General features: G+C 63.7%; 17 protein-coding genes. 10 read left to right on the top strand and 7 right to left on the bottom strand.

Translation table 11 applies throughout. The annotated features are described in order from the left end of the window. Window positions 1-6: 6 nt before the first annotated feature. The gene (locus GOSPT_RS03610; protein WP_005203035.1) at window positions 7-1,422 is read right to left on the bottom strand and encodes an APC family permease; all 1,416 of its coding nucleotides are present in this window, start codon (window positions 1,420-1,422) and stop codon (window positions 7-9) included. Window positions 1,423-1,541: 119 nt separating this feature from the next. Between GOSPT_RS03610 and GOSPT_RS03605 the strand changes: the two genes are divergently transcribed. From GOSPT_RS03605 to GOSPT_RS03595, 3 genes are all read left to right on the top strand, one after another. Beyond that, the gene (locus tag GOSPT_RS03605; protein WP_005203033.1) at window positions 1,542-2,186 is read left to right on the top strand and encodes a TetR/AcrR family transcriptional regulator; all 645 of its coding nucleotides are present in this window, start codon (window positions 1,542-1,544) and stop codon (window positions 2,184-2,186) included. Then, complete coding sequence (locus GOSPT_RS03600; protein ID WP_005203031.1) at window positions 2,183-3,307, top strand: DmpA family aminopeptidase; 1,125 nt, start codon at window positions 2,183-2,185, stop codon at window positions 3,305-3,307. Before GOSPT_RS03605 ends, GOSPT_RS03600 begins: the two co-directional genes overlap by 4 nt. Before the next feature lie 99 nt (window positions 3,308-3,406). Further along, window positions 3,407-4,258: a 3-hydroxybutyryl-CoA dehydrogenase gene (locus GOSPT_RS03595; protein ID WP_005203029.1), complete on the top strand. Its 852-nt coding sequence runs from the start codon at window positions 3,407-3,409 to the stop codon at window positions 4,256-4,258. Between the two features lie 78 nt (window positions 4,259-4,336). On the opposite strand, the gene GOSPT_RS03590 is transcribed toward GOSPT_RS03595, so the two are convergent. From GOSPT_RS03590 to GOSPT_RS03580, 3 genes are all read right to left on the bottom strand, one after another. Next, window positions 4,337-7,654, bottom strand: a complete 3,318-nt coding sequence (locus GOSPT_RS03590) for an ATP-binding protein (RefSeq protein WP_039854616.1) — start codon at window positions 7,652-7,654, stop codon at window positions 4,337-4,339. Between the two features lie 137 nt (window positions 7,655-7,791). Then, a complete protein-coding gene (locus GOSPT_RS03585; protein ID WP_005203025.1) occupies window positions 7,792-8,631 on the bottom strand; it encodes a DUF4194 domain-containing protein in 840 nt (279 codons plus the stop codon). Further along, window positions 8,631-10,181 (bottom strand): DUF3375 domain-containing protein, encoded by a 1,551-nt coding sequence (locus tag GOSPT_RS03580; protein ID WP_005203024.1) that lies wholly within the window; start codon window positions 10,179-10,181, stop codon window positions 8,631-8,633. Before GOSPT_RS03580 ends, GOSPT_RS03585 begins: the two co-directional genes overlap by 1 nt. A gap of 258 nt (window positions 10,182-10,439) precedes the next feature. On the opposite strand from GOSPT_RS03580, the gene GOSPT_RS03575 reads away from it, so the two are divergent. The 4 genes from GOSPT_RS03575 to GOSPT_RS03560 all read left to right on the top strand — a co-directional run bounded on the left by GOSPT_RS03575 (window position 10,440) and on the right by GOSPT_RS03560 (window position 15,486). Next, window positions 10,440-12,677, top strand: a complete 2,238-nt coding sequence (locus GOSPT_RS03575) for an NADP-dependent isocitrate dehydrogenase (RefSeq protein ID WP_005203021.1) — start codon at window positions 10,440-10,442, stop codon at window positions 12,675-12,677. A gap of 181 nt (window positions 12,678-12,858) precedes the next feature. Then, window positions 12,859-13,212, top strand: a complete 354-nt coding sequence (locus tag GOSPT_RS03570) for a VOC family protein (protein ID WP_005203020.1) — start codon at window positions 12,859-12,861, stop codon at window positions 13,210-13,212. Between the two features lie 126 nt (window positions 13,213-13,338). Beyond that, window positions 13,339-14,841: an alkaline phosphatase gene (gene phoA, locus GOSPT_RS03565; RefSeq protein ID WP_005203019.1), complete on the top strand. Its 1,503-nt coding sequence runs from the start codon at window positions 13,339-13,341 to the stop codon at window positions 14,839-14,841. Between the two features lie 111 nt (window positions 14,842-14,952). After that, the gene (locus GOSPT_RS03560; protein ID WP_039854613.1) at window positions 14,953-15,486 is read left to right on the top strand and encodes an FKBP-type peptidyl-prolyl cis-trans isomerase; all 534 of its coding nucleotides are present in this window, start codon (window positions 14,953-14,955) and stop codon (window positions 15,484-15,486) included. On the opposite strand, the gene GOSPT_RS03555 is transcribed toward GOSPT_RS03560, so the two are convergent. Next, on the bottom strand, window positions 15,487-16,230 hold the full coding sequence (locus GOSPT_RS03555) for a hypothetical protein (protein WP_005203016.1): 744 nt from the start codon (window positions 16,228-16,230) through the stop codon (window positions 15,487-15,489). It lies immediately after the preceding gene. 170 nt (window positions 16,231-16,400) lie between these two features. Between GOSPT_RS03555 and GOSPT_RS03550 the strand changes: the two genes are divergently transcribed. Genes GOSPT_RS03550 through GOSPT_RS03540 form a run of 3 tightly spaced genes read left to right on the top strand, consistent with a single transcriptional unit; the run spans window position 16,401 to window position 22,076 of the window. Then, on the top strand, window positions 16,401-18,284 hold the full coding sequence (locus GOSPT_RS03550; protein WP_005203013.1) for a peroxidase family protein: 1,884 nt from the start codon (window positions 16,401-16,403) through the stop codon (window positions 18,282-18,284). A 21-nt stretch (window positions 18,285-18,305) separates the two neighbouring features. Further along, window positions 18,306-19,412 carry a catalase family protein gene (locus GOSPT_RS03545; protein ID WP_005203011.1) on the top strand — a complete coding sequence of 369 codons (1,107 nt, stop codon included), beginning with the start codon at window positions 18,306-18,308 and terminating at the stop codon, window positions 19,410-19,412. Window positions 19,413-19,472: 60 nt separating this feature from the next. Next, window positions 19,473-22,076, top strand: a complete 2,604-nt coding sequence (locus GOSPT_RS03540) for a LuxR C-terminal-related transcriptional regulator (protein ID WP_005203009.1) — start codon at window positions 19,473-19,475, stop codon at window positions 22,074-22,076. A gap of 30 nt (window positions 22,077-22,106) precedes the next feature. Here the strand turns inward: GOSPT_RS03540 and GOSPT_RS03535 are convergent, their stop codons facing one another. Both GOSPT_RS03535 and GOSPT_RS03530 read right to left on the bottom strand, forming a co-directional pair. Next, window positions 22,107-24,476, bottom strand: a complete 2,370-nt coding sequence (locus GOSPT_RS03535; protein WP_005203007.1) for an ATP-binding cassette domain-containing protein — start codon at window positions 24,474-24,476, stop codon at window positions 22,107-22,109. Next, window positions 24,473-25,108: a TetR/AcrR family transcriptional regulator gene (locus GOSPT_RS03530; protein WP_005203006.1), complete on the bottom strand. Its 636-nt coding sequence runs from the start codon at window positions 25,106-25,108 to the stop codon at window positions 24,473-24,475. The genes GOSPT_RS03535 and GOSPT_RS03530 overlap by 4 nt, the downstream gene beginning before the upstream one ends. Window positions 25,109-25,160: the final 52 nt, after the last annotated feature.

The following is a 25,160-nucleotide window of genomic DNA, read 5'->3' as shown; positions in this document are numbered from 1 at the left end:
CGCCACTCACACGTCCTCGTGTATCGGGTCGGGCAGAGTCCACCGATCGGCACGACGCGGGTAGAGATAGGCGATGTAGTACAGGGCACCCACGACCAGCGTGCCGACCGCGATCGCCAATTGGACCCATGTCTCCGGTGTGATGAGCTGATAGCAGACGTAGAGGCACACCGCGATCACGACGAGCGGGGCCAGAGGCCACAAGCGCATTCGGTAGCCACGGCTTGTCGGTGCTCCCCTGCGTCGCAGACGTAGCGCCGCACACGCGACCATCAGGTAGAGCACCACCGTCGTTGCTCCGGTTGCATTGACGAGCCAGTCGAGTGGCAGGAACGCGGCGGCGACGGCCGCCACCAAGCCAACCAGCACAGTGGCGGCAACGGGTGTGTGCAGGCGAGGATGCACGCGGCTGAGCACGTCGTCGACCGGCTTCGGCCACGATCGATCGCGGGCCGATGCGAATACCAGTCGCGCGATCTGCAGAATGATCGCGATGACCGCATTGATGATCGCGATCGCAATGCCGACGCTGATGACAACGTTGAGCGTCGGCCCTCCGCGTGCGATGAGAAAGTAGTTCATCGGTGACTCGGCCGAGAGAAGATCTTTCATCGATGGTGCCCCGACTACCACTGCCATCAGGGGAATGATCTCAACGGCGACGGTAACGGCGAGACAGACCATGATCACCCGCCCAATCATCTTGCCGGCGTTCTTCGTTTCCTCGACGTAGTACACGGCCGCTCCGTATCCGTTGTAGGCGAACAGCGCCACCGGTACGAGCGCGACAAGGGCCGAGAATCCAACAGGGGTCAGTGAGCCGTCGACGATGGCTTGTGCGTGGACGAACTCCCCCGGACCGCGCGACACATGCGCAAACCCCAGTATCGCCAGCACAGTCACGGCAGCTATCTCGATCACGAGAAAGAGTCCGGTGACCCAAGCATTGGTCCGGATGTTCAACGTGGCGACGACCGTCGTGACGACGATGACCCCCACCCCAATCCACTTGCCGGACAGCCCGGACCACGCAACCCCGAGGTATTCACCTGTACCCAACGCGATCACCGCGATGATGAAGATACCGCTGACGAGTGTGAGCAAGAACAATGCGAATCCCGCTGGACGACCCAGAAGTCTTGCCGCCCAGGTGTATTCACCACCCGTTACCGGATAGGTCGCTGCCAGCTCCGCGTAACACATGCCCACGAAGATGGCAGCTACCGCGGCGATGGCCATTGTCAGGACCGAAGCGCCGCCTGCCGCCAAGAGGATGGCCGGAACGATGATGAACACGCTCGACGCCGGAGTGACCGACGACAGGGTGATAAAGATGTTCTCCCGCATCGTGAGGCTCCGGGAGAGTTGCTGTTCGTATGCGACGCCTGCTGCCGGCGCGATGCGCGGGTTGATGTCGGTCATGCGCGCTCCTTCAAGTGACCGGGAAATTTCTTGACTGGTCAATCAAAGAATTATGTGTTTATGCTGTCAATGCGTAGAAAGGCGCGTAATCAGAAGTTAACTGGTGAAACAGGAGGGTCATGGCTCGGCGCAAAGACCAGGCCGCGGCGAGGGATGCGATAGTTACAGCGACGCTCGTCGCGATACGTGATCGCGGTCTGGCGGCCCTCCGTATCGCCGACATCGCGGCCATCGCCGATGTGTCGACAGGAACCATTCACTACTACTTCACCGATTTCGAGACGCTGCTGAAAGAAGTGCACAGGCTCGCAAGCGACAGGTTCTATGCGGCGCGCCTTCACGAGGTCTCGTCACTCGCAGATGCTCGCGACCGGCTGCGAGTGATGATCTCCGCGGGCCTTCCGCGATCAGGGGACGACGCATTGGTATCTGCTCTCTATCAACTCGATTCGCATCTCGGGTTGCGCGATGACCACGCGATCTTGGTCACCGCGCTCTTCGACAAACAGGTCGCCCTGTACATGGGAATTCTGGATGTCGGTGTTGCCCAAGGGCACTTCACGCTGACCGAGCCGTCAGTCGACATCGCGGCGAACCTGGTGACACTCGAGGACGGATACGGCTTGCACATAATCACCGCAAATGCGTCACTCTCCTATTCCCGTGCAGTGCAATTGATCTCGTCGTACGCGCGTACCGCAACGGGTTGTCCCGACATTGTCGGAGCGGACTGTGCCCCGATGAACCGAAACGAGACGTCATGAGTCGGCCACGCATTCGCGATCTCGGGGTCACGCTTCCCGGTACACCCGGACCGAAGAACGCGATCACCGACGTTGCAGGCGTCGAGGTCGGCTACACCACGCTCATCGAAGGGGCAGGCCCGCTCGAGGTCGGCCGCGGGCCGGTGCGCACAGGAGTGACGGCACTTCTCCCGCGTGGCAGAAACGGTGTGGGTAGGCCATGTTCGGCAGGCTTCTACTCGCTGAACGGAAACGGCGAGATGACGGGTGCCCACTGGATTAACGAGGTCGGAGAACTCTCACTGCCGATCACGATCTCCAATACGCACGCCGTTGGAACGTGCCATGCCGCAGTGATCGAGTGGATCAACGACTTAGATCCTGTGCTGGGCAGACAATGGCTGCTGCCGGTGTGCGCAGAGACATGGGACGGCTACCTCAACGACATCAATGGCGGCCATGTCACGGCGAACGCCGTGCGTGGTGCACTTGATTCCGCTTCGGCAGCGGCGCCAGCCGAAGGCAACGTGGGTGGCGGTACCGGGATGAACTGTTACGGCTTCAAGGGGGGTAGCGGCACAGCGTCACGCGCCGTCGAGATCGGGACGCACGAGTTCACCGTTGGGGCTTTCGTCCAGGCGAACTTCGGCTCGCGCAGCGAACTGACCATTGCGGGAATACCGGTGGGAACTCGGGTCGACGTCCCCAACCCGATGGAGACGGAGCCGTGGTTGGAGCACGACCTCTCTGTTCCGGGCGGTGCCGGGTCGGTCATCGTCATCGTGGCTACGGATGCTCCGACAACATCCGCACAGTGCACGGCTATGGCGCGAAGAGTCCCGATGGGACTAGCCAGAACCGGTACGACCGGATCACTGTTCTCCGGTGATCTGTTCCTCGCCTTCTCGACGGCAGATGATCGCTCCTCCACGACGGGATTTCCGCTATCGGACAGCGACGTCCTCCTCACCACCCAGACTGTGATGCCGTGGAATCGGATGGACGCGCTCTACGCGGCGACGGTGTATGCGGTCGAGGAAGCCGTGCTCAACGCGCTCGCGGGCGCCGAAGACATGACCGGACGAGATGGGCATCACTCCTATGCGCTGCCGCACAGTGCGATCACCGCGCTCACAGCCTGATCGGGTTGGTGGACCCCCGCCGCGACCTCGGGTTCATTTCGTGTGGCCCTTGCGCAGTAGGCTGACCTGCGACCACGTTTCACAATCTGGAGGAGCTCCATGACACAGCTCGGAGTAGTCGGCGGCGGCACGATGGGTGCCGGTATCGCCGAGATCGCGATCCGCGCGGGTGACGACGTCCTCGTTCTCGAGCGCGACCAGGCTGCGGCTGACGCGGCCCGCGCACGCATCGAGAAGTCGATCAACCGTGCGGTCTCGAAGTCGAAGATCAGCGCCGACGATGCCGAGCAGGCGTTGGCCCGTCTGACGCTGACCACCTCGGTGTCCGACTTCGCCGACCGCGAACTCGTCATCGAGGCCCTGCCCGAGATCGAGGCACTCAAGGTGGGTTTCTTCGCCGAACTCGACAAGATCACCGCTCCGACCGCGATCCTCGCCACCAACACGTCTTCGATCCCGATCATCCGTATCGCCAAGGACGTCGCAGACCCGAGTCGCGTTGTCGGTGTGCACTTCTTCAATCCGGTGCCGGTCATGCCGCTCGTGGAGATCATCTCCAGCTTGGCGACCTCGCCAGAGGCAGTGGCGACCGTCACCGAGTACGCGCGAGATCACCTCGGTAAGAAGACGATTCAGGCAGGCGACCGCGGCGGCTTCGTCGTGAACGCCTTGCTCATCCCCTACCTGGTCGACGCCATCCGCATGTACGAGAGCGGCTACGCCACCAAGGAAGACATCGACACCGGGATGGTGAACGGCTGCGGACACCCGATGGGCCCGTTGACGCTCAGCGACACCGTCGGACTCGACGTCGTTCTCGACGTCGCCGAATCGCTGTACGACGAGTTCCGCCAGCCCCACTACGCGCCGCCGCCCCTGTTGCGGCGCATGGTCGAGGCGGGCTACCTCGGCAAGAAGTCGGGCAAGGGTTTCTACGACTACTCGTCCTGACGCGACGCTCTGATCAACGAGGGCCTCGGCTGGTTGCTACCAGCCGAGGCCCTCGTTGGTCAGTGGTGGTCGGTGCGCTCAGACGGGCAGACGGCTCGTGCTCGTTCGACGTAGATCCGAGAACGTCTGGATCGACGTCGAGATCGCGGTGGCGATGGGACGGCTGTTGACGTCCTCGGTCTTCGACACCATGACGACGTTGTCGATGTAGGGCTGGATCGTGCTGGTGTTCTGCACCGTTGCGACGATGATCAACTGGAAGCCGAACTTGCGGAACGCCGCGAGTGCCTGCTGCGCGAACTGCGGGTCGGACTTCGAGAACGCCTCGTCGAGCATCAACTGCGCGAAGATGGGACGGTTTCCCTTGCCGTGCGGACTCGCCAGGTTGAAGCTCAGCGCGCCTGCCAGACAGAACGCCATCAACTTCTCTTGCTCACCACCCGAGTTGTCGCCCGCGTTGCTGTACGTGCGGATGGTCTCGCCGGTCTCGGCGTCGCGTTCCTCGCAGTAGAAGTCGAACCGGTTACGCACGTCGAGTGCGTCTCGCGTCCACTGACGGTCTTCGGGCGTTGCACCGGCGAGTCGTTCACGCAGAAGCAGTATGTCGGCATACTGCTCGAGGATGGCCTCCTCGTCGCCGAATCCGACGGCTGCGGTTCGCGACGAGATCTGCCGCGCCTTGTCGGTCAGTTCGGCGACTGCCGCGAGAGTCTTGCGACCGGGGCAGAGCCGTAGGCGGGTTCCGCGGTTGAAGGCCACCGAGCCGAGCCCGGAGTTGACCCGCTCGATCTGCTCGACGATCCGTCGCTCCTCGGCCTCGGCCGCCATGTGCAGACTCAGGATCGCGCCCGGCGCCTGCTCGGTGATGAGTCGTCGCATTCGCTCGTAGGCGGCAGGCAGCTCGCGCTCGTCGATGCGGCGGCACAGCGCGACATAGTCGTGGACGCGCTCGTCGAAATCGTCGCTGTCGTTCGGGATCGCGTCCGGGAACTCCTTGTCGTAGGCGTCGAGGACGCGACCCAATTCGTCGCGCGAACGTCGAGTGTCGGCGCGCGTCCGATCACGCTCGCGCCCAACGGCTTTGAGTAGATCCTGGCGGAACGGATCCGGTGCGAGCACGTCGAGCACCGCCGCGGACTCCTCGCGGAAGCGATCGAGCGTCGCCTCCGCGTGGGCAGAGACGGGTTCGATCTTCAACCTGTCGACCAGGTCGAGTAGTTGAGTACGACGCTTGTCGTGGGTGGCGATCTTGTCCCGCACGAGTGCGGCCTGCGAAATGGCGGCGCGGACCTGCTCCCAGATGTCCTCGGCCTTGCGTTGCAGCGCCTCGGTGTCGGGATTCTCCTCCATGAGGAGCTCGTACTGTTCGGTGAGCGCGTCGACGCGGTCGTCAGCGGTATCGAGGTCGATCTCGTTCCACGCGGCGAACTGTTCGCAGACCCGTCGGTAGGCGTCGCGTCGCTGCTCCTTGGCTGTGCGCTCTCGGTCGAGTTCGGCACTGCGAGCTCGCGCCTGCTCGTACAGCTCGTTCTCGGACTCGAGTTCTTCCTGCAGCGCAGCGATTTTCGCGCTCACGTTTCCGACGAAGATGTACTGGGACGGACGCAACTGCTGACGGTCGTCCTTGATGGCGAGCTTCGCCGAGTCCTTGCGAAGGCCACGGTCGGTCACGGCCTTGGTGTGTTCGACGAAATCCGCGGTGGAATCGACGCACACGTAATTGCCGAGTTTGGCAAGGATCGTGAGGGCCTCGTTGGTGCACGGGTGGTCGGGTTCGGCCGCCCGGAGCGTCGCCCCGAGCGTGCCCGGCTCCACCATCGGCGCGGGACGCGTCTCTGCGTGGTGGAGCTGAATCCGCCCGCGCATGTCGTGCTCGTTGACGAACTTGAGGGCAGCCGCAAAATGATTGTCCGGCACCAGGAGTCGCAGCCCGGCGTTACGCAGGACCTTCTCGACTGCCAGCCGCCACCTCTCGGCAGAGGGTTCGAGCTCGACGAGTTCGGCGACATACCGCAGTTCGGACTCGTCGAGTTGGAGTGCATTGGCGATGATTCGACGCATCTCGTGTTCGGCGCGAGGCAGCGCGGAGCCGGCGTGGCGCACGCGCTCGAGTTCGTCACGGGCAGCGTCGCGTTGGGAGCGCGCAGCGACCTCGGTGGCGAGGGTCTCGGCGAAATGTGGCTTGCCCGCCTCGAGTTGACCGTCGAGTCGGGTGGCCTCCTCCATCAGGTGCTCGCGTAACTCCCAGAACGCCTCACCGTCTTCCGGAATGTCGAATCCGAGCGCGGAGATCTTGTGTTCATAGGTGGCGCGACGGATCGACGCCTCGTTGCTCGCCTTCTGCGCCGTCGAGAGTTGTTCCTGCAGCGGCGCGAGATCGCCTGTCGACGTTGCGATCCGACCGAGAAGGTGGCTGTGATCCCGGCGGAGTTGATCGTGCTGCGAGTTGAGCGCGGCGAGGTCGGAATCGAGGCGGGCGATTTGATCGTCGAGGTCGGCGATCTCGGGTTCGGCATTGTGCAGCCGCAGGTTGGTGACGTACGAGCGGACGACCTCGGGCTCGATGGTGTCGAGAACCGTGAAGGTCGCCGACTCCGCCGCATAGCGCTCCTGCATCGCCTCGACGTTGTCGAGGATGGTGCGCTTGCGCCGGGATACGTCGAGGAGTTCACGCGCCTCGACCAGTGGATCGATCTGCTCGAGTGCGTCGGAGATGCCTGCGATGCTCGTGGGTTCGTCGAGCATGAACTCGCGTACGAACTGTGCGAGTCCGCCAACGCTCTTGAGCGACTTGGCCTTTCCGAGCAACTGCTGTGCGGCATCCGAGCCGCGGATACCGATCAACGAGTACAGGGTCGACAGATACTTGCCCTCTCCCGGACCGCCCTGCCAGCCGCGGTCGCGGAACCGGGCGGCGCTGTAGCCATTCGCGGCCCACTCGTTGCAGGCGTCGACGATGTCGACGTCACCGTCGTGGATGAAGTACGCGCTATGGGCATCGGTGAGTTTGCCTGCGCCAAGCCACTTCAGCACCAGTCCGGTGATGGCTGTGCCCGACGTCGAGGTGTAGGTGACGGCGATCGCCGCCCAGGCTGGGCCGCTTCCGCGGAGATACATGATCTCGCGGTGTGCTCCCGTTGCGTCGCGACGCTCGCCCCACGCACCACGCACGTACTTGCCGACGGTGCGTCGACCGCCGGACGAACCGGCCGCGGTGGTATCGCCAGAAGCATTGAAGTTGCGACGGTGATCCGGCAGGAAGGCCAGCGAAATCGCGTCCAGCAGTGACGATTTACCACTGCCCGACGAGCCCGTGATGAGTGCGCCGCCCGGGCTGAACCCGATGGAGTGGTAGCCGTCGAAGACTCCCCAGTTGATGAGCTGCAACCGGGACAGGTAGTACTGCTCGTCCCCCTCGCCGCGATCGGGCGTGCTCCGCTGATCGAGCGTGTCCCGCTGATCGAGCCTGTCCCGCTGATCGAGCCTGTCCCGCTGATCGAGCCTGTCCCGCTGATCGAGCCTGTCGAGATCACTCACCACTCGTCTCCTTCGTCGTCGGAGTATTCGTCGGTGGAATCCGACTGGTCGGCGGGCGTCGAGTTGCCTTCTGCGCCCGCCGAATCGGCGTCGACGGCGAGATCGTCACCGGTGTCGCCCGCGCCGATGAACTGCTCGAACTGATGCTGTAGGTCGGTGATCACCGAGGCGGTCATCACCGCCGTGATCACCGGGCTGACGGTGAACGTGTCGGGATCGTCGCGGTGTCTGCGTAAGAAGTCGAGCTCTTCGAGCTTGTCTATCGCGCGCTCGATCCGCTTGTCGAACAACGCGAGGTCGCGGTCGATCGTGTTGGTCACGCCCGCGAACATCTCGTGGATCTCCTCACGGGTGATGATCGCTGTCTCCTCGCGCGACGAACGCAGGAACTTGGCGAGGTGCAGGGCGAGGATAGCGTCGTAGGTCTGGATGGTCTCGCGCTTGAGAATCTTTCTGCCCCAACGTGACTCGTATCCGGCCTGCTCGACGAATGCCACCTGGAGCTCGTCGACAAGGCGCAGTCGGAGGTCGAGCTCCGACAGGCGGCTGCGCAGCACATCCTCATACTCGGTGACCCACGCCCACAATTGTGGGTTGCGGTCACCACTGACATGCCTGCGCGTGAGGAGATTCTGCAACGCCCAGCATGCGCGATCGGGCATCGCAGAGACATCACCGTCGAATCGGGGCGCGCCTGGTCCGTCGATCCTCCCGTGTGTCGCCGCGGTCGGCAGATCGTCGTATCCGGCGAACTCGTCGACGGGCGTGCCGGTGGAGACAGCGGCGTCCGTAGATGCCTCGGGAGTGTTCGGATCGGTGGTGTCGGTGCTGGTCATCAGGCGTCGGCTTCCGTGCTGAGAATCGAATCGGTATCGCTGTACTGGGACGGGATGGGCTCGCTGAACATCAGCGTCGGCACTTCGATCGCGCGGTCCTCGCCCTCCAGCGACCGGAACCGCACAAACGACGACCCCTCCCCAGGCTCGCGCTGCATTTCCCGAGGCTGGCGCTGTGCTTCCCGAGGCTGGCGCTGCGCTTCCCGAGGCTGGCGCAGGGCCCACGACCACAACACGATGACATGCGCGAGGTACGGCTCGTCGAGCGCGGCGATCGCGTCGCTCAACGACAGCGGTCCCGCGGTCAGCTTGTCGTTCACCACGTCGGCGAGTTCCACCGTGTCGACCTGCCCCGCGAGAGATGCGAATGATGCCAGGTTGGTGCGTCCGTCGGCGGGTCGTGCCTGCTCCGGCGGTGCCGGATTGCGGATTTCGAACGCGAGCCGACCGATGGATGTCACCTGCGGCGTTGCGACCGGCAGCTCGTAGCCGAGACGACGATCGGCGAGTGAATCCTTGAGCAACTCGTTGGCGGTGGCCAGTGCGTCGTTGAGCTGTCGGGCAACGCCACGGCTCTGCTCGAGAGTTCCTGATGCGACGAACCGTCGGATTCGACGGGCACAACGCTGCCTGATTCGCCCGACCTCGGCCATCTGCTCACTGACCAACGGGAAGAAGTTCTCCATCACTGCGCGCAGTCCGGTGTCGATACTCGGCAGCCTGTCGACGACGAGCTCGATGTCGGAGATGAGGCGGGCGCGCTGCACCGGATCCTGGATCATCTGGGTGAAGGCGTGATAGGACGCGCTTTGGGATGACTCGAGGAGGGACTCGTAGTCGTCGAACATCTGTCGCTGTCGATCGCGGTAGGCGAGGTCGGAGTCGTGCGGGTCGTCGAGCAGTGCTGTGGTGATGCGATCGAGCATCGCGCCGTACTGGCCGATGTCGGTGATGATCTGCTCCATCTGGTAGGCGATCGCCCGAGCCTCGTCCTCAGCTCCCCGCAGGTCGAATGGTCGACGGCGTCCCTCGTTGAGTTCGACGAGTTCGGCGTCGAGTTCGTCGATCTGGCTCTCGATGTCTTCGCGAATTCGTTCCGGATCGTCGGTCACCTGAGTCGCGACCCGGTGCAGACCGGCGGCCACGCCCATGATGGACCCGCCGGTGGCGACGCTGTCCTCGCGCCGCAACCGACGCATGTATGCGATCACCGAGCGCGCCTCGGTGCTCAGGAAGCACACGTTGGGCGCCGACGGCGATGCTGCGTCGGTGACGCGGTGCAGCCACCCCTGCTTGGCCCACGACTTGATGAGATCGAGGCCGGTGGGCTGGTCGGAGGTGCCGAGTGCGGCGATGTCGCGGTCGAGGCGAATCGCTAGCTCTGACTCGGAGTGGCGAATTCCGAAATCGAGATGACGCTCCATCAGCGTGACGTACATCGCGGAGTTCGAGGCCGCGAACAGTCGGACAGCTGCGGACCGCTGGATCGAGCGGTTCGCCTCGAACGTGTCGGTCAGCGTCAGAGCCCCATCCACGGCAGAGTTCACCATCGTCACCTCACGGTTGCACCTCGTTCACGGACCGCGGTCGAGTCTGCCATGGCCGGTCGGCCCTACCGCGAGCGCACCTCAGTGGCAGAGAACACGCTGTTAGCGAGACGCGACCCAGTTCATTTCGCGAGCACGTGCGGCACGGGTTTGGCTGACGGAATAGGGTTGACGCTGGACGCGCACACCCGCGCGTGGCCAGCGGTTGCGACACACGACCCAATTGTGTCGGGCGACCGCACTCGAGAGCGAAGGCAGGTTATGAGCGACAAGCAACCGACCATCATCTACACCCTGACCGACGAGGCGCCGATGCTGGCGACCTACGCCTTTCTGCCCGTTATCCGGGCGTTCGCCGACTCCGCCGACATCAACGTCGAGACTTCCGACATCTCCGTTGCGTCGCGCATCCTGTCCGAATTCCCCGACTATCTGACTGACGAGCAGAAGGTCGGCGACCACCTCGGCGAACTGGGACGTCTCACCCAGGACCCGGACACCAACATCATCAAACTTCCCAACATCAGCGCCTCGGTCCCGCAGTTGCTTGCTGCGATCAAGGAACTGCAGGCCAAGGGATACGCCATTCCCGACTATCCGGGCAATCCGAAGACCGACGAAGAGAAGGAGATCCGCGACCGGTATACGAAGTGCCTCGGTAGTGCTGTCAATCCTGTACTGCGAGAAGGTAATTCGGATCGTCGCGCGCCCAAGGCGGTTAAGGAGTATGCCCGCAAGCATCCACATTCGATGGGCGAATGGTCGATGGCGTCGCGTACCCACGTCGCTCACATGCGTGAAGGCGACTTCTACCACGGCGAGAAGTCGATGACGGTCGAGGGCGACCGCACGGTGAAAATGGAACTGGTCACCGCCGACGGCGAGTCCATTGTCCTCAAGCCCGAGGTCAAGCTTCTCGACGGCGACGTCGTCGACAGCATGTACATGAGCAAGAAGGCGCTGATCGAGTTCTACGAAAAGGAGATGGAGGACGCCTACAAAACGGGCGTCATGTTCTCGCTTCACGTCAAGGCGACGATGATGCGGGTCAGCCACCCGATCGTGTTCGGTCACGCGGTGCGCACCTTCTACAAGGAGGCGTTCGCCAAGCATGGCGACCTCTTCGACGAACTCGGCGTGAACGTCAACAACGGGCTGTCGGATCTGTACGCCAAGATCGAATCGCTGCCGGCGTCGAAGAAAGAAGAGATCATCGACGACCTGCACAAGTGCCACGAGCACCGGCCGGAGCTCGCCATGGTCGACTCCGCTCGGGGCATCTCCAACTTCCACTCTCCCAGCGATGTGATCGTCGATGCGTCGATGCCCGCGATGATCCGCGCCGGCGGCAAGATGTATGGCGCCGATGGTCGGCCCAAGGACACCAAGGCGGTCAACCCGGAGTCGACGTTCTCGCGGATCTATCAGGAGATGGTCAACTTCTGTAAGACCAATGGGCAGTTCGATCCGACGACGATGGGCACAGTGCCCAACGTCGGACTGATGGCCCAGAAGGCCGAGGAGTACGGCTCGCACGACAAGACCTTCGAGATCCCGGCCGACGGTGTCGCGAACTTCGTCGACCTCGACACCGGGGAGATCCTGCTGTCGCAGAACGTCGAGGAGGGCGATATCTGGCGCATGTGCATCGTGCGCGACGCGCCGATTCGCGACTGGGTGAAGCTGGCCGTGACGCGTGCGCGTGAGTCGGGCATGCCGGTGGTCTTCTGGCTCGACCCCTACCGCCCCCACGAGAACGAGCTGATCACCAAGGTCAACACCTACCTGAAGGATCACGACACCGAGGGCCTCGACATCCAGATCATGTCGCAGGTGCGTGCCATCCGCTACACGATGGAACGCCTGATCCGCGGCCTCGACACGATCTCGGCCACCGGCAACATCCTGCGCGATTACCTGACCGACTTGTTCCCGATCCTCGAGCTCGGCACCAGCGCCAAGATGCTGTCGATCGTCCCGCTGATGGCCGGCGGCGGTCTGTACGAGACAGGCGCGGGCGGTTCTGCCCCGAAGCACGTCAAGCAGCTCCTCGAGGAGAACCATCTCCGGTGGGATTCACTTGGTGAGTTCCTGGCGCTTGCGGTCAGCCTCGAGGATCTGGGCAAGAAGAACGACAACCCGAAGGCCAAGGTGCTCGCCAAGACACTCGACGCCGCGACGGGACGACTGCTCGAGAACAACAAGGGTCCATCGCGCAACACGGGCGAACTCGACAACCGTGGCAGCCAGTTCTATCTCGCGATGTACTGGGCGCAAGAGCTGGCCAAACAGACCGATGACGAGGAATTGGCCAAGCATTTTGAGCCGCTGGCGAAGACGCTTGCCGAAAACGAGGATGCGATCGTGGCCGAGCTGAACAAGGCGCAGGGCGAAGCCGTCGACATCGGCGGCTACTACGCCCCGGATTCGGACAAGTTGGCTGAGGTCATGCGTCCGAGCGCGACGTTCAACGAGGCGCTCGACTCCGTTCGCGGCTGACGCGCGGTACGACGACGACACTGGCTCCCGATCTGACACAGATCGGGAGCCTTTCGTAGGTGCGGGCTTCTGCGTGTGTGCGGACCGAAAGTCCCGTTCGTCGGGCTGTCGGGTGCACTAGCGTGAATTCCGGGGTTGGGGTTCACGCTGAGCAAGCTCGATTCGGCCAAAGGAGGCCCACGTGAGTGACCACGAAGTCCGCATGATCGTTCTGTCGACGGATGATCTCGACGATTCCATCAAGTTCTACAGCGAGACCTTGGGCATGGCGCTCAAGTTCCGTGACGGAGCGCATTTCGCCGCTCTCGACGGCGGGTCGTTGACGCTCGCGCTCGCCACAGACGTCGACCATCCGATACCGGGCAAGGTGGTGGTCGGCATCAAGACCGATGACGTCGACGGTGACGCGAAAGCTGTCGAGGAAAGCGGTGGCGCCATCATCAAGGGCCCCTACGACGACGCGCACGAGCGTCGAGCAGTCGTTTACGACAACAAGGGCAACGGACTGGTCTTCTACAGCCCGCTCAAGCGCTGAGGTCGCGCGGCCACCCGAGTCGTGGTCGGGTGGCCGCACCAGCGTCGACCCCACGACAACTTTTGTTCACATATCGCAACGACCATGTCCGAGTTCAGTGAAACGACGGATATGGGGAGAATGCGGATGCGACGACATCGGTACATGGCGGTCACGGCTCTGGCGTGCGCGACGACGGTGATGGCGGCGTGCGGCGGTGACGGAAGCAACGATGCGGCCGGACCACTGTTGAATCCCGTTGCCAAGGGCAAGCTTTCGGAACATGGCGGGGCGACGAGGGCCGGCGACGACCGCAGTTCGCTCATCGCCGACTCCATCCGAAACTCCGGGGCCAAGAACGTCATCCTGCTGATCGGTGACGGCATGGGAGATTCCGAGATCACCGTTGCTCGCGACTACGCGCAGGGCGCGGGCGGCGCCTTCAGTGGGATCGACGCCTTGCCGCTGACGGGTCAGTACACGCACTACTCGCTCGACAAGGACGGAAAGCCCACCTACGTCACCGATTCGGCGGCGAGCGGTTCGGCGTGGTCGACCGGCACGAAGACGTACAACGGGGCGATCTCCGTCGACATCGAGGGCCGCTCCCAGCAGACGCTGCTCGAACTCGCCAAGAAGGCAGGCAAGGCGACCGGTGATGTCACCACCGCTGAGATCCAGGACGCCACACCCGCGGTGCAGGTCGCGCACGTCACCAATCGCAAATGCTATGGGCCCGAGGAGACATCCGAGAAGTGTCCGACCGACGCCTTGGAAAAGGGTGGCAAGGGGTCGATCACCGAGCAGTTGCTGGGAACGCGAGCCGACGTCGTGCTCGGTGGTGGCGCCAAGTCATTCCAGCAAACCGCCACCGCAGGCGAATACCAGGGCAAGACGCTCGAGGTCCAGGCGAAAGAGCGGGGCTACCGTATGGTGCGCAGCGCCGACGAACTCAACGGGGTGACGATGGCCAACCAGGACTCCCCCGTCCTCGGACTCTTCGCCGACGGCAACATGCCTGTCCGCTGGAACGGACCTGTCGCGACCAAGGGCGGTTACCTCGAACCAGCCGCGACGTGCACCGACAACCCCGAACGTGGCGCATCCACGCCGAAGCTCGCCGACATGACGAAGAAGTCCATCGACCTCCTCAAGGGCAACGACAAGGGCTTCTTCCTGCAGGTGGAAGGCGCGTCGATCGACAAGCAGGATCACGCCGCAAACCCGTGCGGTCAGATCGGCGAGACCGTCGACCTCGACGAAGCGACGAAGGTGGCGCTCGACTACGCCAAGGACAACCGCGACACGCTGGTGATCGTGACCGCCGATCACGCGCACAGCAGCCAGATCGTCGAGTCGATGACTGCCGAGGACGTACAGAAGGCCGCCGACGACGCGAAGCTGCCCCTGCAGGTGGAGAAGGACGCCATCTACCCCGGACTGACCCGCGTGTTGACCGGCAAGGACGGCCAGCCGCTCACGGTGTCGTACGGAACGTCGGACAATCTGGACGCGATGGATCAGGGCCACACCGGTACGCAGGTGCGGATCGCCGCATACGGCCCCAGCGCGGCGAATGTCGTCGGCTTGACCGATCAGACGGACCTGTTCTTCACCATCTCCCGCGCACTGGGACTCCAGGGTTCGTGACGTCGGCGATGTGGTTCGATGCGGTTCGCGGTCTGGGGTAAGCCGTTCGGTAGCGTGACGCCCGTGAACATCCGCCGTGTCGTACTTCCCGTAGCCGTTGCCTCGCTGACGATCGGACTTGCCGCGTGCGGCTCCGATTCCGGATCCGACGCTGCCGCGTCGTCATCGACTTCCGCGACGTCGCCCTCCTGCCCGTCTGCGGCACCGGCCGCGGATGCCAAGCCGGACTGGACCCTTCGTGGCACGACGGGAAGTGTCGACGTCGTCGCCTCGACCTCGACGACGGCACCGGCAGTCACGGTGACCACTCCGTTCGCGGTCGAGCAGACGCAGGTTCACACCCTGCGGGAGGGCAGCGGCGAGGTTGTCCCCGACACGGCGACCGTCAGCGTCTGTTACGTCGGCGTCGATGGCCGTGACGGTAAGACCTTCGACAGCAGCTACTCGGGGGGTACTCCCGTTCAGTTCTCGCTCGACAGGGTCGTGGTCGGTTTCAAGAAGGCCATCGCGGGTCAGAAGGTGGGTTCGTCGGTTGCGGTCGCGATGAACCCTGAGGACGGATACCCGAATGGCAATCCTGCCGCGGGCATCAACAAGGGTGACAGTCTGGTCTTCGAGCTGACGATCGTCTCCGTCGACGGGTAATCACGGGGTCGCCCCTGCGAGCACACGAAGCGCCAGAACGGTTTTGCTCGTCAGCGGGCTGGTCTGACACCCGGCGTCGTGGAGGCTGTCGCGGAGATCGCTCGCGACCGCCGAGGCCCGCGCCGCGAGGTCGTGCGACGACTCGCCGGGGCGGACACCGATGCACGTGGAGACCCCAACCACGTCGATGTCATCGGACAGCCACCTCGCCACCCGAACCTGTCGGACGTCGCGCACCGACGTATCCCAGACCTGCGACGTGATCGGCCCACGCAGTACGAGGTGGTCGATCGGCGGCCCCGACGACGCGCACGCGACCAGAAAGCGTCGTTGCGCCGTGTCGAGGAGGTGGGTGGGATCGGCGCCGTTCTCGATCGCCTCGGACATGCTCCCGGACGGATGACGGGTACGTGCCGACGCCCTGAGCCTTCGATCGCCACCACACCACTGATCTGAAATGCGATATTCGAACTGGTCACGGTCGAACGAGTTGGCCCAATCACCGGTCAGCCACTCGCTTCGCTCGGGATGCATGGTGACCGTGAGGTCGTCGAAGGCACCCGTGCGCAACCTGATCGCCACTCTGTTGTCGTAGAGGGGTGTCGGGGTGTCGATCGATGCATGACGTGCCTCCGCGAACCAGAATCGACTGTGCCGCGCGTCGCCCACGCGGCACCCCAGCGCCGACACCGCGTCGTCGAGTTCCGTCTCGATGTTGAGCGTGATGCCGATCGGGACGATCACGAATCACCTGCCATTCTCCCGTAGTGCACGACATCGTTGATCGTGCCGATTGACCCTGCGTCGGACATGCGTGAACCGACTGGGTTTCCAGCCTTCGCGACATGGATGGCGGTCGCACGAGTACCGGGGTACTCGAATCAGCGTTCTCCCGATGAGGTAGTCCGGTACGCATGCACCCGAACGCCGCCGTCGGGGATACTGATCGCGTCACATCGGTCAGGGCGGGCGACACGGGTACGGAAGAGGAATCGGTGGTCGATCAGAGAAGTACCGTTGAGCGGGTCCTCGCAGTGACCGCGGAGCAGCTCGACCGGGTGGTCGGCTGGTCGCGACTACCGAAACCGCTGGGGCTGGCGGTGCTGGTCGGCATCCGCAGCCAGCTCCGGGCGCTCAACCTCGTCGACACCGATCCCGATCCTGCCCCGCCGCTCGACCCACCGTTACCGGCGTCGGACCATCGCAAGCGCACGATCGACGGGCGCTTCGACAACCTCGCGCACCCCGACATGGGGTCCGTCGGCACTCGATTCGGGCGTAACGTGCCACTCGACGCGACTTGGCCCGAGCTCGGGGACAGATTTCGTGAGCCGAGTCCGCGCGTCGTCAGCGAGAAGCTGCTCGCGCGCACCGAGTTTCAGCCCGCTGAGACGCTCAACCTGCTCGCCGCCGCGTGGATCCAGTTTCAGGTGCATGACTGGGTGAGTCATCTCACTCCTCCCGATCCCGAGCCGTGGCTCATCGAGCTCGACGCCGACGACCAATGGCCGCACTCCCGGCCGATGCAGGTTCCACGAACGCCGACACTCGACGGCCCGGCCGACGCCCCGCCGACGTACGCCAACCGTGACACGCACTGGTGGGACGCGTCGCAGATCTACGGCGACACCGAGGAGTACGCGGCCGCGATCCGCGACCGAGATGCCGACGGCAATCTGCTCGCCACCATCGAACTCGCTGATGACGGACTCCCCACGTTGGCAGCGGAACAACTGCTGGACAAGAACGGACCCAAGGCGAATTCGTGGCTGGGACTCGCGCTGATGCAGTCGTTGTTCCTGCGGGAACACAACGCGATATGTCGACGACTCACGGTCGCACACCCTGAATTCACAGCTGATCAAGAGCGGCTGTACAACGTTGCGCGACTGGTCAACTCGGCACTGATGGCAAAGATCCACACTGTCGACTGGACACCTGCGATCATCGCGCACCCCACAACCGTGACCGGCATGCACGCGAACTGGTTCGGATTACTGGGTGAGAAGTTCACCTCGAAGTTCGGGCGGCTTGTCGACAGCGAGATACTCTTCGGGATTCCAGGCGGCGGAACTCATCTCGACGGGGTGCCGTTCTCGTTGACCGAAGAATTCGTGGCGGTGTATCGCATGCATCCCCTGCTACCCGACCACCTCGATGTACGGAGCCTGGCCACGGGCCAGACCAGGCATACTCACCCGCTCGGAGATCTTCTGGCCGACAAGGTGCACCAGCGAATGGCGGAATGGTCGATGGACGATTTGCTGTACTCGTTCGGAAGGGCATTTCCGGGAGCTCTGACGCTCCACAATTTCCCGGAAGCTCTCCGTGATCTCCCGCGGCCGGACGCTGAGTCGATTGACCTCGCCACTATCGATGTCCTCCGAAGCCGAGAGCGTGGCGTGCCACGCTACAACGAATTCCGGCGACATTTCCGACTCCCGCCCGCCAAGAGCTTCGCAGATTTGACGAACAACGCCGAGTGGGCGAAGCAACTCGAGCAGATGTACCGCGACATCGATGACGTTGATCTCATGATCGGTCTCTACGCAGAACGCAAACCCCGAGGCTTCGGATTCTCCGACACCGCGTTTCGGGTGTTCATCTTGATGGCATCACGCAGGATCGCCGCTGATCGATTCCTGACGACGGACTTCACCGCCGACGTTTACACCGAAGCGGGCATGGCGTGGATCCGCGACAACACGATGCGCACAGTGTTGCTCCGCCACTTCCCCACGCTCACCCCGGTGCTCGCACATGCCACCAACCCTTTCGCACCCTGGCCCGCACCCTGATGCGCCGAGAGGACCGTGACGATGAGTCGTGAGTACGTGTTGTGGGAGCCGGAGATGGAGGACACCCCGCCTGGTGAGGCGGAGGTGGTGGCGAAGATGGTGCAGATCCTGCACACGAACAACGAGCACGCGTACGCCAAATACAAGCGCGGCATCCGAGACGCCCACGCCAAGAGTCACGCTGTCCTACGCGGTGAACTCGAGGTGCACGCCGACCTGCCGGAAGAACTCGCCCAGGGGCTGTTCGCGGAACCACGGACCTACCCGATCATCGCCCGCTTATCGAGCACGTCGGGAGCCATACGTACCGATCAGATGCGAGGCGTGCGCGGCCTGGGGATCAAGGTCGTCGGCGTCGATCCGACCGCCGAACGTGCCCTGCCCGACGACACCGCGGTCACCCAGGACTTCATCATGGTGACCCATCGGGAGTTCCTGTTCGCGGACGCGAAGGAGTATCTCCTCAAGGGCATGCCGACGGCGGTGCTGCTCGCCCGTGTTTCCGATCCCGTTCTCGGGTTCGGCGAACGCTTGTTGGCCGCAGTCGACGCCAGGATTCTGACAAAGATCGGGCGCCCGCTTCCGGACACCCTGAGAGTTTTCATCAGGGAGAACACGCACATTCTCGGGGACACCTTCTATACGTCAGCGCCGCTGCGCTACGGCAAATATGTCGCGAAGATGCTGTACGCGCCGTCGTCGGCGGAGGTTCGTGCGCTCGCCGGTCAACCGACACCCGACTATCGCGGAGTAAATGCGCTGCAAGACATGACCGTCGATTTCTTCGAGTCGCATCCGGCCGAATATGAACTGCGGGTGCAACTGTGCACGAATGTCGACCGGATGCCGATCGACGATGCGACAAAGGCGTGGTCGGAGGAGGAGTCACCGCACCGGACAGTTGCCACGATCAGATTCCCGACGCAGAATCCCTACACACCGGAGCGACGCGCATACGGCGACGACGTCCTGTCGTTCAATTCCTGGCGTGGCCTGAAGGTACATACCCCGCTCGGATCGATTAACCGCCTCAAGCGCAACGTGTACGATGCGTCGAGTCGATTCCGGCATCAAAAGAACAATGCGCCGATGTGTGAGCCGACGAGCGTGGACGAACTCCCCGAGTGAGTTTCCTTGCTCGAACCTTCACGACTCAATTTCTGGCAATTCGCCCTATACTGCTCAACCATGGAAGGGCGCTGGCAACTCCTCGGCCGGCCCGCCGAGCAACAGTTCATCCGCTCCGCGCTCTTGCGACCAAGCGATCGCTGTGGAGTGGTACTTGTCGGGCCCGCGGGCGTCGGCAAAACCACGCTCGCCCGGATGGTCACCGATTCTCTCGGTAGGCCTGTCCGATGGGCTGCATGTACCGAGTCGTCGCGCGCCATACCGCTCGGAGCCTTCGCGCCGTGGGTAGCTCCTACCGCGTCGCGCGATCCGATAGCGGCGTTGGTCTCCGCGCGCGAGACCCTCGTCGCCGAGCCCGGAACGGTCATCGGAATAGACGACGCCCATATGCTTGATCAGCTTTCGGCGACGCTGCTGCATCAGATCGCGATTGATCGCAGTGCGCGAATCATCGCCACAGTCCGCACGGGCGAACCTGTGCCCGATGCGGTGACCTCGTTGTGGAAGGACGGCTACCTCCACCGACTCGAACTGCAGAACCTCACGAAAGAACAGTGCGCTGAACTGGTCGAACGTGTTCTCGGCGGATCGTTGGAGGGGTTGAGCGCCGACGTCATCTGGGATTCGTCCGGCGGAAATCCACTGTTCCTACGAAACATGATCGAGGGGGCCGTCGAATCGGGTGCGTTGTCGGAGGTGTCGGGCGTCTGGCAATTGCGGGGCCCGACGGCGGTTCCGTCCGGCCTGGTGTCATTGCTCGACGACCGTCTCGACCGTGCCGGTCCGCACGTTGTCGATGCGCTCAAGGTGTTGTCGCTGTACGAGCCGATCGACATCGATCTCCTGATCGGGCTGATCGGCGAGGAACCGGTCGACGACGCCGAGACACTGGGTTTCATCACGACAACTCGCGACGGCGACACGACCAACGTCCGATTCACCCACCCGCTCTACGGAGACGTGGTTCGCCGACGCATCAGCAGCGTCGCGGCCCGACGGCTACGCGCCGAACTCGTCGACGCATTGCGCGACCACGCAACCGACACCGCCGCCGAGCGTATCCGCCTCGCACAGTTGAGCGTCGACGCGCACCGTGACGTCGACGTCGCGCTGCTCATCGCAGCGGCGAAGGATGCGATCTTCCTGGCCAATCTCCCGCTCGGTGAGCGGCTCGCCCGCGTCGCCTTCGAGCACGACGGCAGTCTGACCGCGGGAGAGCTGCTCTCCCGCGCGATCATGTGGCAGGGGCGAGTCGTCGAGGCCGACGCTGTATTCACCGAGTTCGAGCCCGAGTCGTTCAATGAGTTCGAGCTCGTGGTGTGGGCGGTATCGCGCATGAGCCTGATCTTCTGGATGCTCGGCGACGTCGATGAGAGTTATCGCATGCTCGAACTGCTCAACGAGAAGGTCGAGCATCCGTCGCTACGACTCGTCGTCGACGCGGTTGCCGCGGCGATGGCCGTTCACGAGAACCGGCTCGACGAGGGAATCGCGCTCGCCGAGCACGTTCTCGAGAGTCCGAACGCACCGTCGCAGGCCATCGATTTCGCGGCCTTCGGTGCCGGGCTGGCCATGTCGATTGCCGGGCGCGGACGCGACTACGCCCCCTACGCAGAGCGCACCCGTGCGAAGAAAAAGGCGACGGACGGGATGATCAGCGTCATGGTGCGCTACTGCGACGTCCTGGCGCTCACGATGGTCGGCGACCTCAAGGAGGCGCGAAACCGCGCCACCGAGTACACGCAGTTCTCCTCCTCGGGTCAGTTCCTCGGGTGGGCGATCGCCAAGATCGCGGCAGGTGTTGCGGCGACGTACAGCGGTTCGTTTCGTGAGGCGATCAGCGAGTTCGAACAGGCACTGGCCGCTCTGAACGCCAAGCAGCCACTCCCGTGGCGTTTGCCCGGCCGGTTGATTCTGGTACGGGCGTACGCGGCGCTCAACGACGTCGACGAAGCCGAACGGGTGCTACGAGACGCAGATGAGCACCGCGGTCCGCACCTGGCGATCCACGACTCGCAGCGGGTGCTCGCGCAAGCCTGGATCTGCGCTGTACAGGGCGCCGAACGCGCGGCAATCGATCACGCGCATCGCGCGGCCGCAATCGCTCACGACTCCGGGCAACTCGCACTCGAGGCCGAGTCCCTGCATCACGCGACCCGCTTCGGCGACAAGACCACGGCTCCGCGTCTCGCCGAGCTCGCAGGACTCATCCAAGGCGAGCTCGGTCACGTCTACGCACGCCACGCAGCGGCCTACGCAGCGGGCGATCCGGACGAATTGGCAGCGGCATCACATGATTTCGAGGATGCGGGAGTGCTGCTGTCGGCCGCCGACGCTGCGGCGCAGGCGGCACAGTTGTACGACCGTGCCGGCCGGCGTGGAGACGCCACCGCCTGCTCTGCGAGAGTTCTCGCGCTGTCGAAGGCGTGCGATGGCGCGACGACTCCCGCCATCAGGGCGACAGCACGACCGCTGCCGATCACGGCCAGGGAGCGGGAGATCGCGGTTCTCATCGGTCGCGGCCTGACCAACCGCGAGATCGCCGAACGCCTGACCGTCTCGGTACGGACTGTCGAGGGTCACATCTATCGCGCCTGCATCAAACTCGACGTCGCCGACCGCGACTCGCTGGCCGGAGTCGTCAACGACGCCCCGGGTGGATGAGACACCGTAGCGCCGGGTGAGTCGGGCGGTTCAGTTCTTCACGTAGTCGGCGAGATGCTGGGCGGTCAGCGTCGAACGTGCTGAGACGAGATCGGCCGGCGTGCCCTCGAATACCACCCGCCCGCCGTCGTGACCGGCGCCCGGACCGAGGTCGACGATCCAATCGGCATGAGCCATCACCGCCTGGTGATGCTCGATCACGATTACCGATCTACCACCGTCGACGAGGCTGTCGAGGAGCCCCAGCAGTTGCTCGACGTCGGCAAGATGCAGACCCGACGTCGGCTCGTCGAGGACGAAGATCCCGCCCTTGTCCCCGAGGTGTGTCGCGAGTTTCAGCCGTTGTCTCTCCCCGCCGGAGAGCGTGGTGAGCGGTTGTCCTATCGTGAGGTAGCCGAGTCCGACGTCGGCGAGCCGTTCCAGGATCTTCTGTGCCGCAGCCACTTTCGATTCACCTGCGGAGAAGAATTCGAGCGCCGCATCGACCGACATGTGGAGGACCTCGGAGATGTCGCGACCGCCGAACGTGTAGTCGAGTACCCCGGGCTGGAATCGTTTACCCTCGCACACCTCGCACGTGACGGCGACTCCCGCCATGATCGCGAGATCGGTGTAGATGACACCCGCTCCCTTGCAGTTCGGACACGCACCCTCCGAATTGGCGCTGAACAGAGCAGGTTTCACTCCGTTTGCCTTCGCGAACGCCTTCCGGATCGGCTCGAGGAGGCCCGTGTACGTCGCCGGGCTGCTACGCCGCGAACCCTTGATGGCGGATTGGTCGACGGTGATCACGTCGTCTCGGCCCGATAGCGATCCGTCGACAAGAGAGCTCTTCCCGGAGCCGGCGACGCCCGTGACCACACACAGGACCCCGAGCGGGAAGTCGACGTCGACGTCCTTCAGGTTGTGCGAACGCGCGCCGCGAATCTCCAACGCTCCATTGGGCTCCCGCACCTGCGGTTTGAGGGTGGCGCGGTCGTCGAGGTGGCGTCCGGTCAACGTGTCGCTTGCGCGCAGGTCGTCGACACCGCCTTCGAAGACGACGTTGCCCCCACCGGTCCCCGCGCGTGGTCCGAGGTCGACGATGTGGTCGGCGATGGCAATGACCTCGGGTTTGTGTTCGACGACCAGCACCGTATTGCCCTTGTCCCGCAGTTGCAGGAGAAGCCGATTCATACGGTCGATGTCGTGTGGATGCAGCCCGACCGTCGGCTCGTCGAAGACGTAGGTGATGTCGGTCAGCGCCGACCCGAGATGGCGAATCATCTTGGTACGCTGCGCCTCTCCACCCGACAGCGTCCCGGACGGGCGGTCGAGCGAGAGATATCCGAGACCGATGTCGACGAACGAATCGAGCGTGGCGCGCAGGGATTCGAGCAGCGGTGCGAGTGTCGGCTCGTCGAGCGAGCCGACCCAGTCGGCGAGATCGGTGATCTGCATCGCGCACGCATCGGCGATGCTGACACCGCCGATCGTCGAACTTCGTGCCTTCTCCGACAGTCGCGTCCCCTGGCAGTCCGGACAGATCGAGAAGGTGATCGCCCTGTCGACGAATGCCCGTATGTGGGGTTGCAGCGCGTCTTTGTCCTTGGCCAGGAACGACTTTCCGATCTTGGTGATGAGGCCCTCGTAGGTGACGTTGATGCCGTCGATCTTGATGCGTGTCGGTTCCTTGTACAGCAGGGCGTCGAGTTGGCGGGCAGTGAACTTGTCGATCGGTGTGTCCGGATCGAAGAAGCCGCAGCCGCGGAAGATGCGCCCGTACCACCCATCCATGCTGTAGCCGGGGATCGTGATCGCGCCTTCGTTGATGGACTTGGAGGCGTAATAGAGCGCAGTCAGGTCGAAATCCGAGATCGATCCCCTGCCCTCACATCGAGGGCACATTCCGCCGACGACCTCGAAAGTCCGCTGCTCCTTGACTTTTCGGCCCGCCTTCTCTGTCGTGACGGAGCCCCCGCCACTGACAGAAGCGACGTTGAACGAGAACGCCTGCGCCGAACCGATGTGTGGAGTCCCGAGTCGGCTGAAGAGGATGCGGAGCATCGCGTTCGCGTCCGTCGCCGTTCCGACAGTCGAGCGCGGGTCGGTACCGAGACGCTCCTGGTCGACGATGATTGCGGTCGTCAGTCCGTCGAGGACGTCGACATCCGGCCGATTCAACGAAGGCATGAATCCCTGAACGAATGCGCTGTAGGTCTCGTTGATCAATCTTTGCGACTCGGCGGCCACCGTGCCGAAGACGAGTGAACTCTTGCCGGAACCGGACACGCCGGTGAAGACGGTGAGGCGTCGCTTGGGAAGGACGACGGTCACGTCGTTGAGATTGTTGACCCGTGCGCCGACGACACGTATCTCGTCGTGACGATCGGCGGCGGCCGGCGGTGCTGACGAACTCATGTGTGGGTCATCCCTCTCGACGAAGTCATGTGGCGGTCGATCTCGGGAGTATCGGACTCGGGAGTATTTGTCCAGGTCGTCCAGAGCGGGATCACGCACACCGAGATGATCTGGTCGATGGTGTCCTCGGACATGTTGCCGGTGATGAAGACCTCGTGCCGGGCGAGATCGAAAGGGAGAGACGCGGCGCGAGGCGGAAGCGCGTGCGGACCGAGTTCGCCCCGTCGGCGAGCGCGCTCGAGCACGGGAGCCATGACCTCGTCGACATGCGTGGTGATGAGTCCGATGACAGAACCCGTGGAACCCTCGGGCAGATCCGCGAGCAGCGAGCGGATCGTCCGGGGACCCACCTCGGCCAACCGCACCCGCATGCGGGCAAGGACCATCCGGAGGTCGTCGGCGAGCGATCCGGTGTCCGGGACGGTCAGAACCTCGCGGGCGACGTCCACCATCGCTGCCATGACCATCTCGACCTTGGTGTCCCAGCGTCGGTACAGGACGGTCTTGCTCGTTCCGGCGGCAGCCGCGACCCCCTCATAGGTGAGGCCGGCGTATCCGCGTTCGGTGATCTCGGCACGGACGGCCTCGAAGATGTCTGCTTCGAGTTCTGTGCCACGGCGACGTCTGGTCACATAATCTCCTTCCGATACGTTGCGTATCTTATCGGATCGTCCTACTCTGCTA

Origin of the sequence: Gordonia sputi NBRC 100414 (genome assembly GCF_000248055.1) — a bacterium.
Lineage (GTDB): Bacteria > Actinomycetota > Actinomycetes > Mycobacteriales > Mycobacteriaceae > Gordonia > Gordonia sputi.
The sequence above is the reverse complement of the archived record's forward strand: the minus strand, read 5'-3'. Positions and strand labels throughout refer to the sequence as shown.

What these genes read in the sequence shown, in the direction of transcription:
- GOSPT_RS03610 (WP_005203035.1), bottom strand. Translation starts at nt 1,422, where the DNA reads ATGACCGACATCAACCCGCGCATCGCGCCGGCAGCAGGCGTCGCATAC.
- phoA (WP_005203019.1), top strand. Translation starts at nt 13,339, where the DNA reads ATGCGACGACATCGGTACATGGCGGTCACGGCTCTGGCGTGCGCGACG.
- GOSPT_RS03585 (WP_005203025.1), bottom strand. Translation starts at nt 8,631, where the DNA reads ATGACCAGCACCGACACCACCGATCCGAACACTCCCGAGGCATCTACG.
- GOSPT_RS03545 (WP_005203011.1), top strand. Translation starts at nt 18,306, where the DNA reads ATGAGTCGTGAGTACGTGTTGTGGGAGCCGGAGATGGAGGACACCCCG.
- GOSPT_RS03595 (WP_005203029.1), top strand. Translation starts at nt 3,407, where the DNA reads ATGACACAGCTCGGAGTAGTCGGCGGCGGCACGATGGGTGCCGGTATC.
- GOSPT_RS03535 (WP_005203007.1), bottom strand. Translation starts at nt 24,476, where the DNA reads ATGAGTTCGTCAGCACCGCCGGCCGCCGCCGATCGTCACGACGAGATA.
- GOSPT_RS03550 (WP_005203013.1), top strand. Translation starts at nt 16,401, where the DNA reads ATGCACCCGAACGCCGCCGTCGGGGATACTGATCGCGTCACATCGGTC.
- GOSPT_RS03600 (WP_005203031.1), top strand. Translation starts at nt 2,183, where the DNA reads ATGAGTCGGCCACGCATTCGCGATCTCGGGGTCACGCTTCCCGGTACA.
- GOSPT_RS03575 (WP_005203021.1), top strand. Translation starts at nt 10,440, where the DNA reads ATGAGCGACAAGCAACCGACCATCATCTACACCCTGACCGACGAGGCG.
- GOSPT_RS03540 (WP_005203009.1), top strand. Translation starts at nt 19,473, where the DNA reads ATGGAAGGGCGCTGGCAACTCCTCGGCCGGCCCGCCGAGCAACAGTTC.
- GOSPT_RS03605 (WP_005203033.1), top strand. Translation starts at nt 1,542, where the DNA reads ATGGCTCGGCGCAAAGACCAGGCCGCGGCGAGGGATGCGATAGTTACA.
- GOSPT_RS03580 (WP_005203024.1), bottom strand. Translation starts at nt 10,181, where the DNA reads ATGGTGAACTCTGCCGTGGATGGGGCTCTGACGCTGACCGACACGTTC.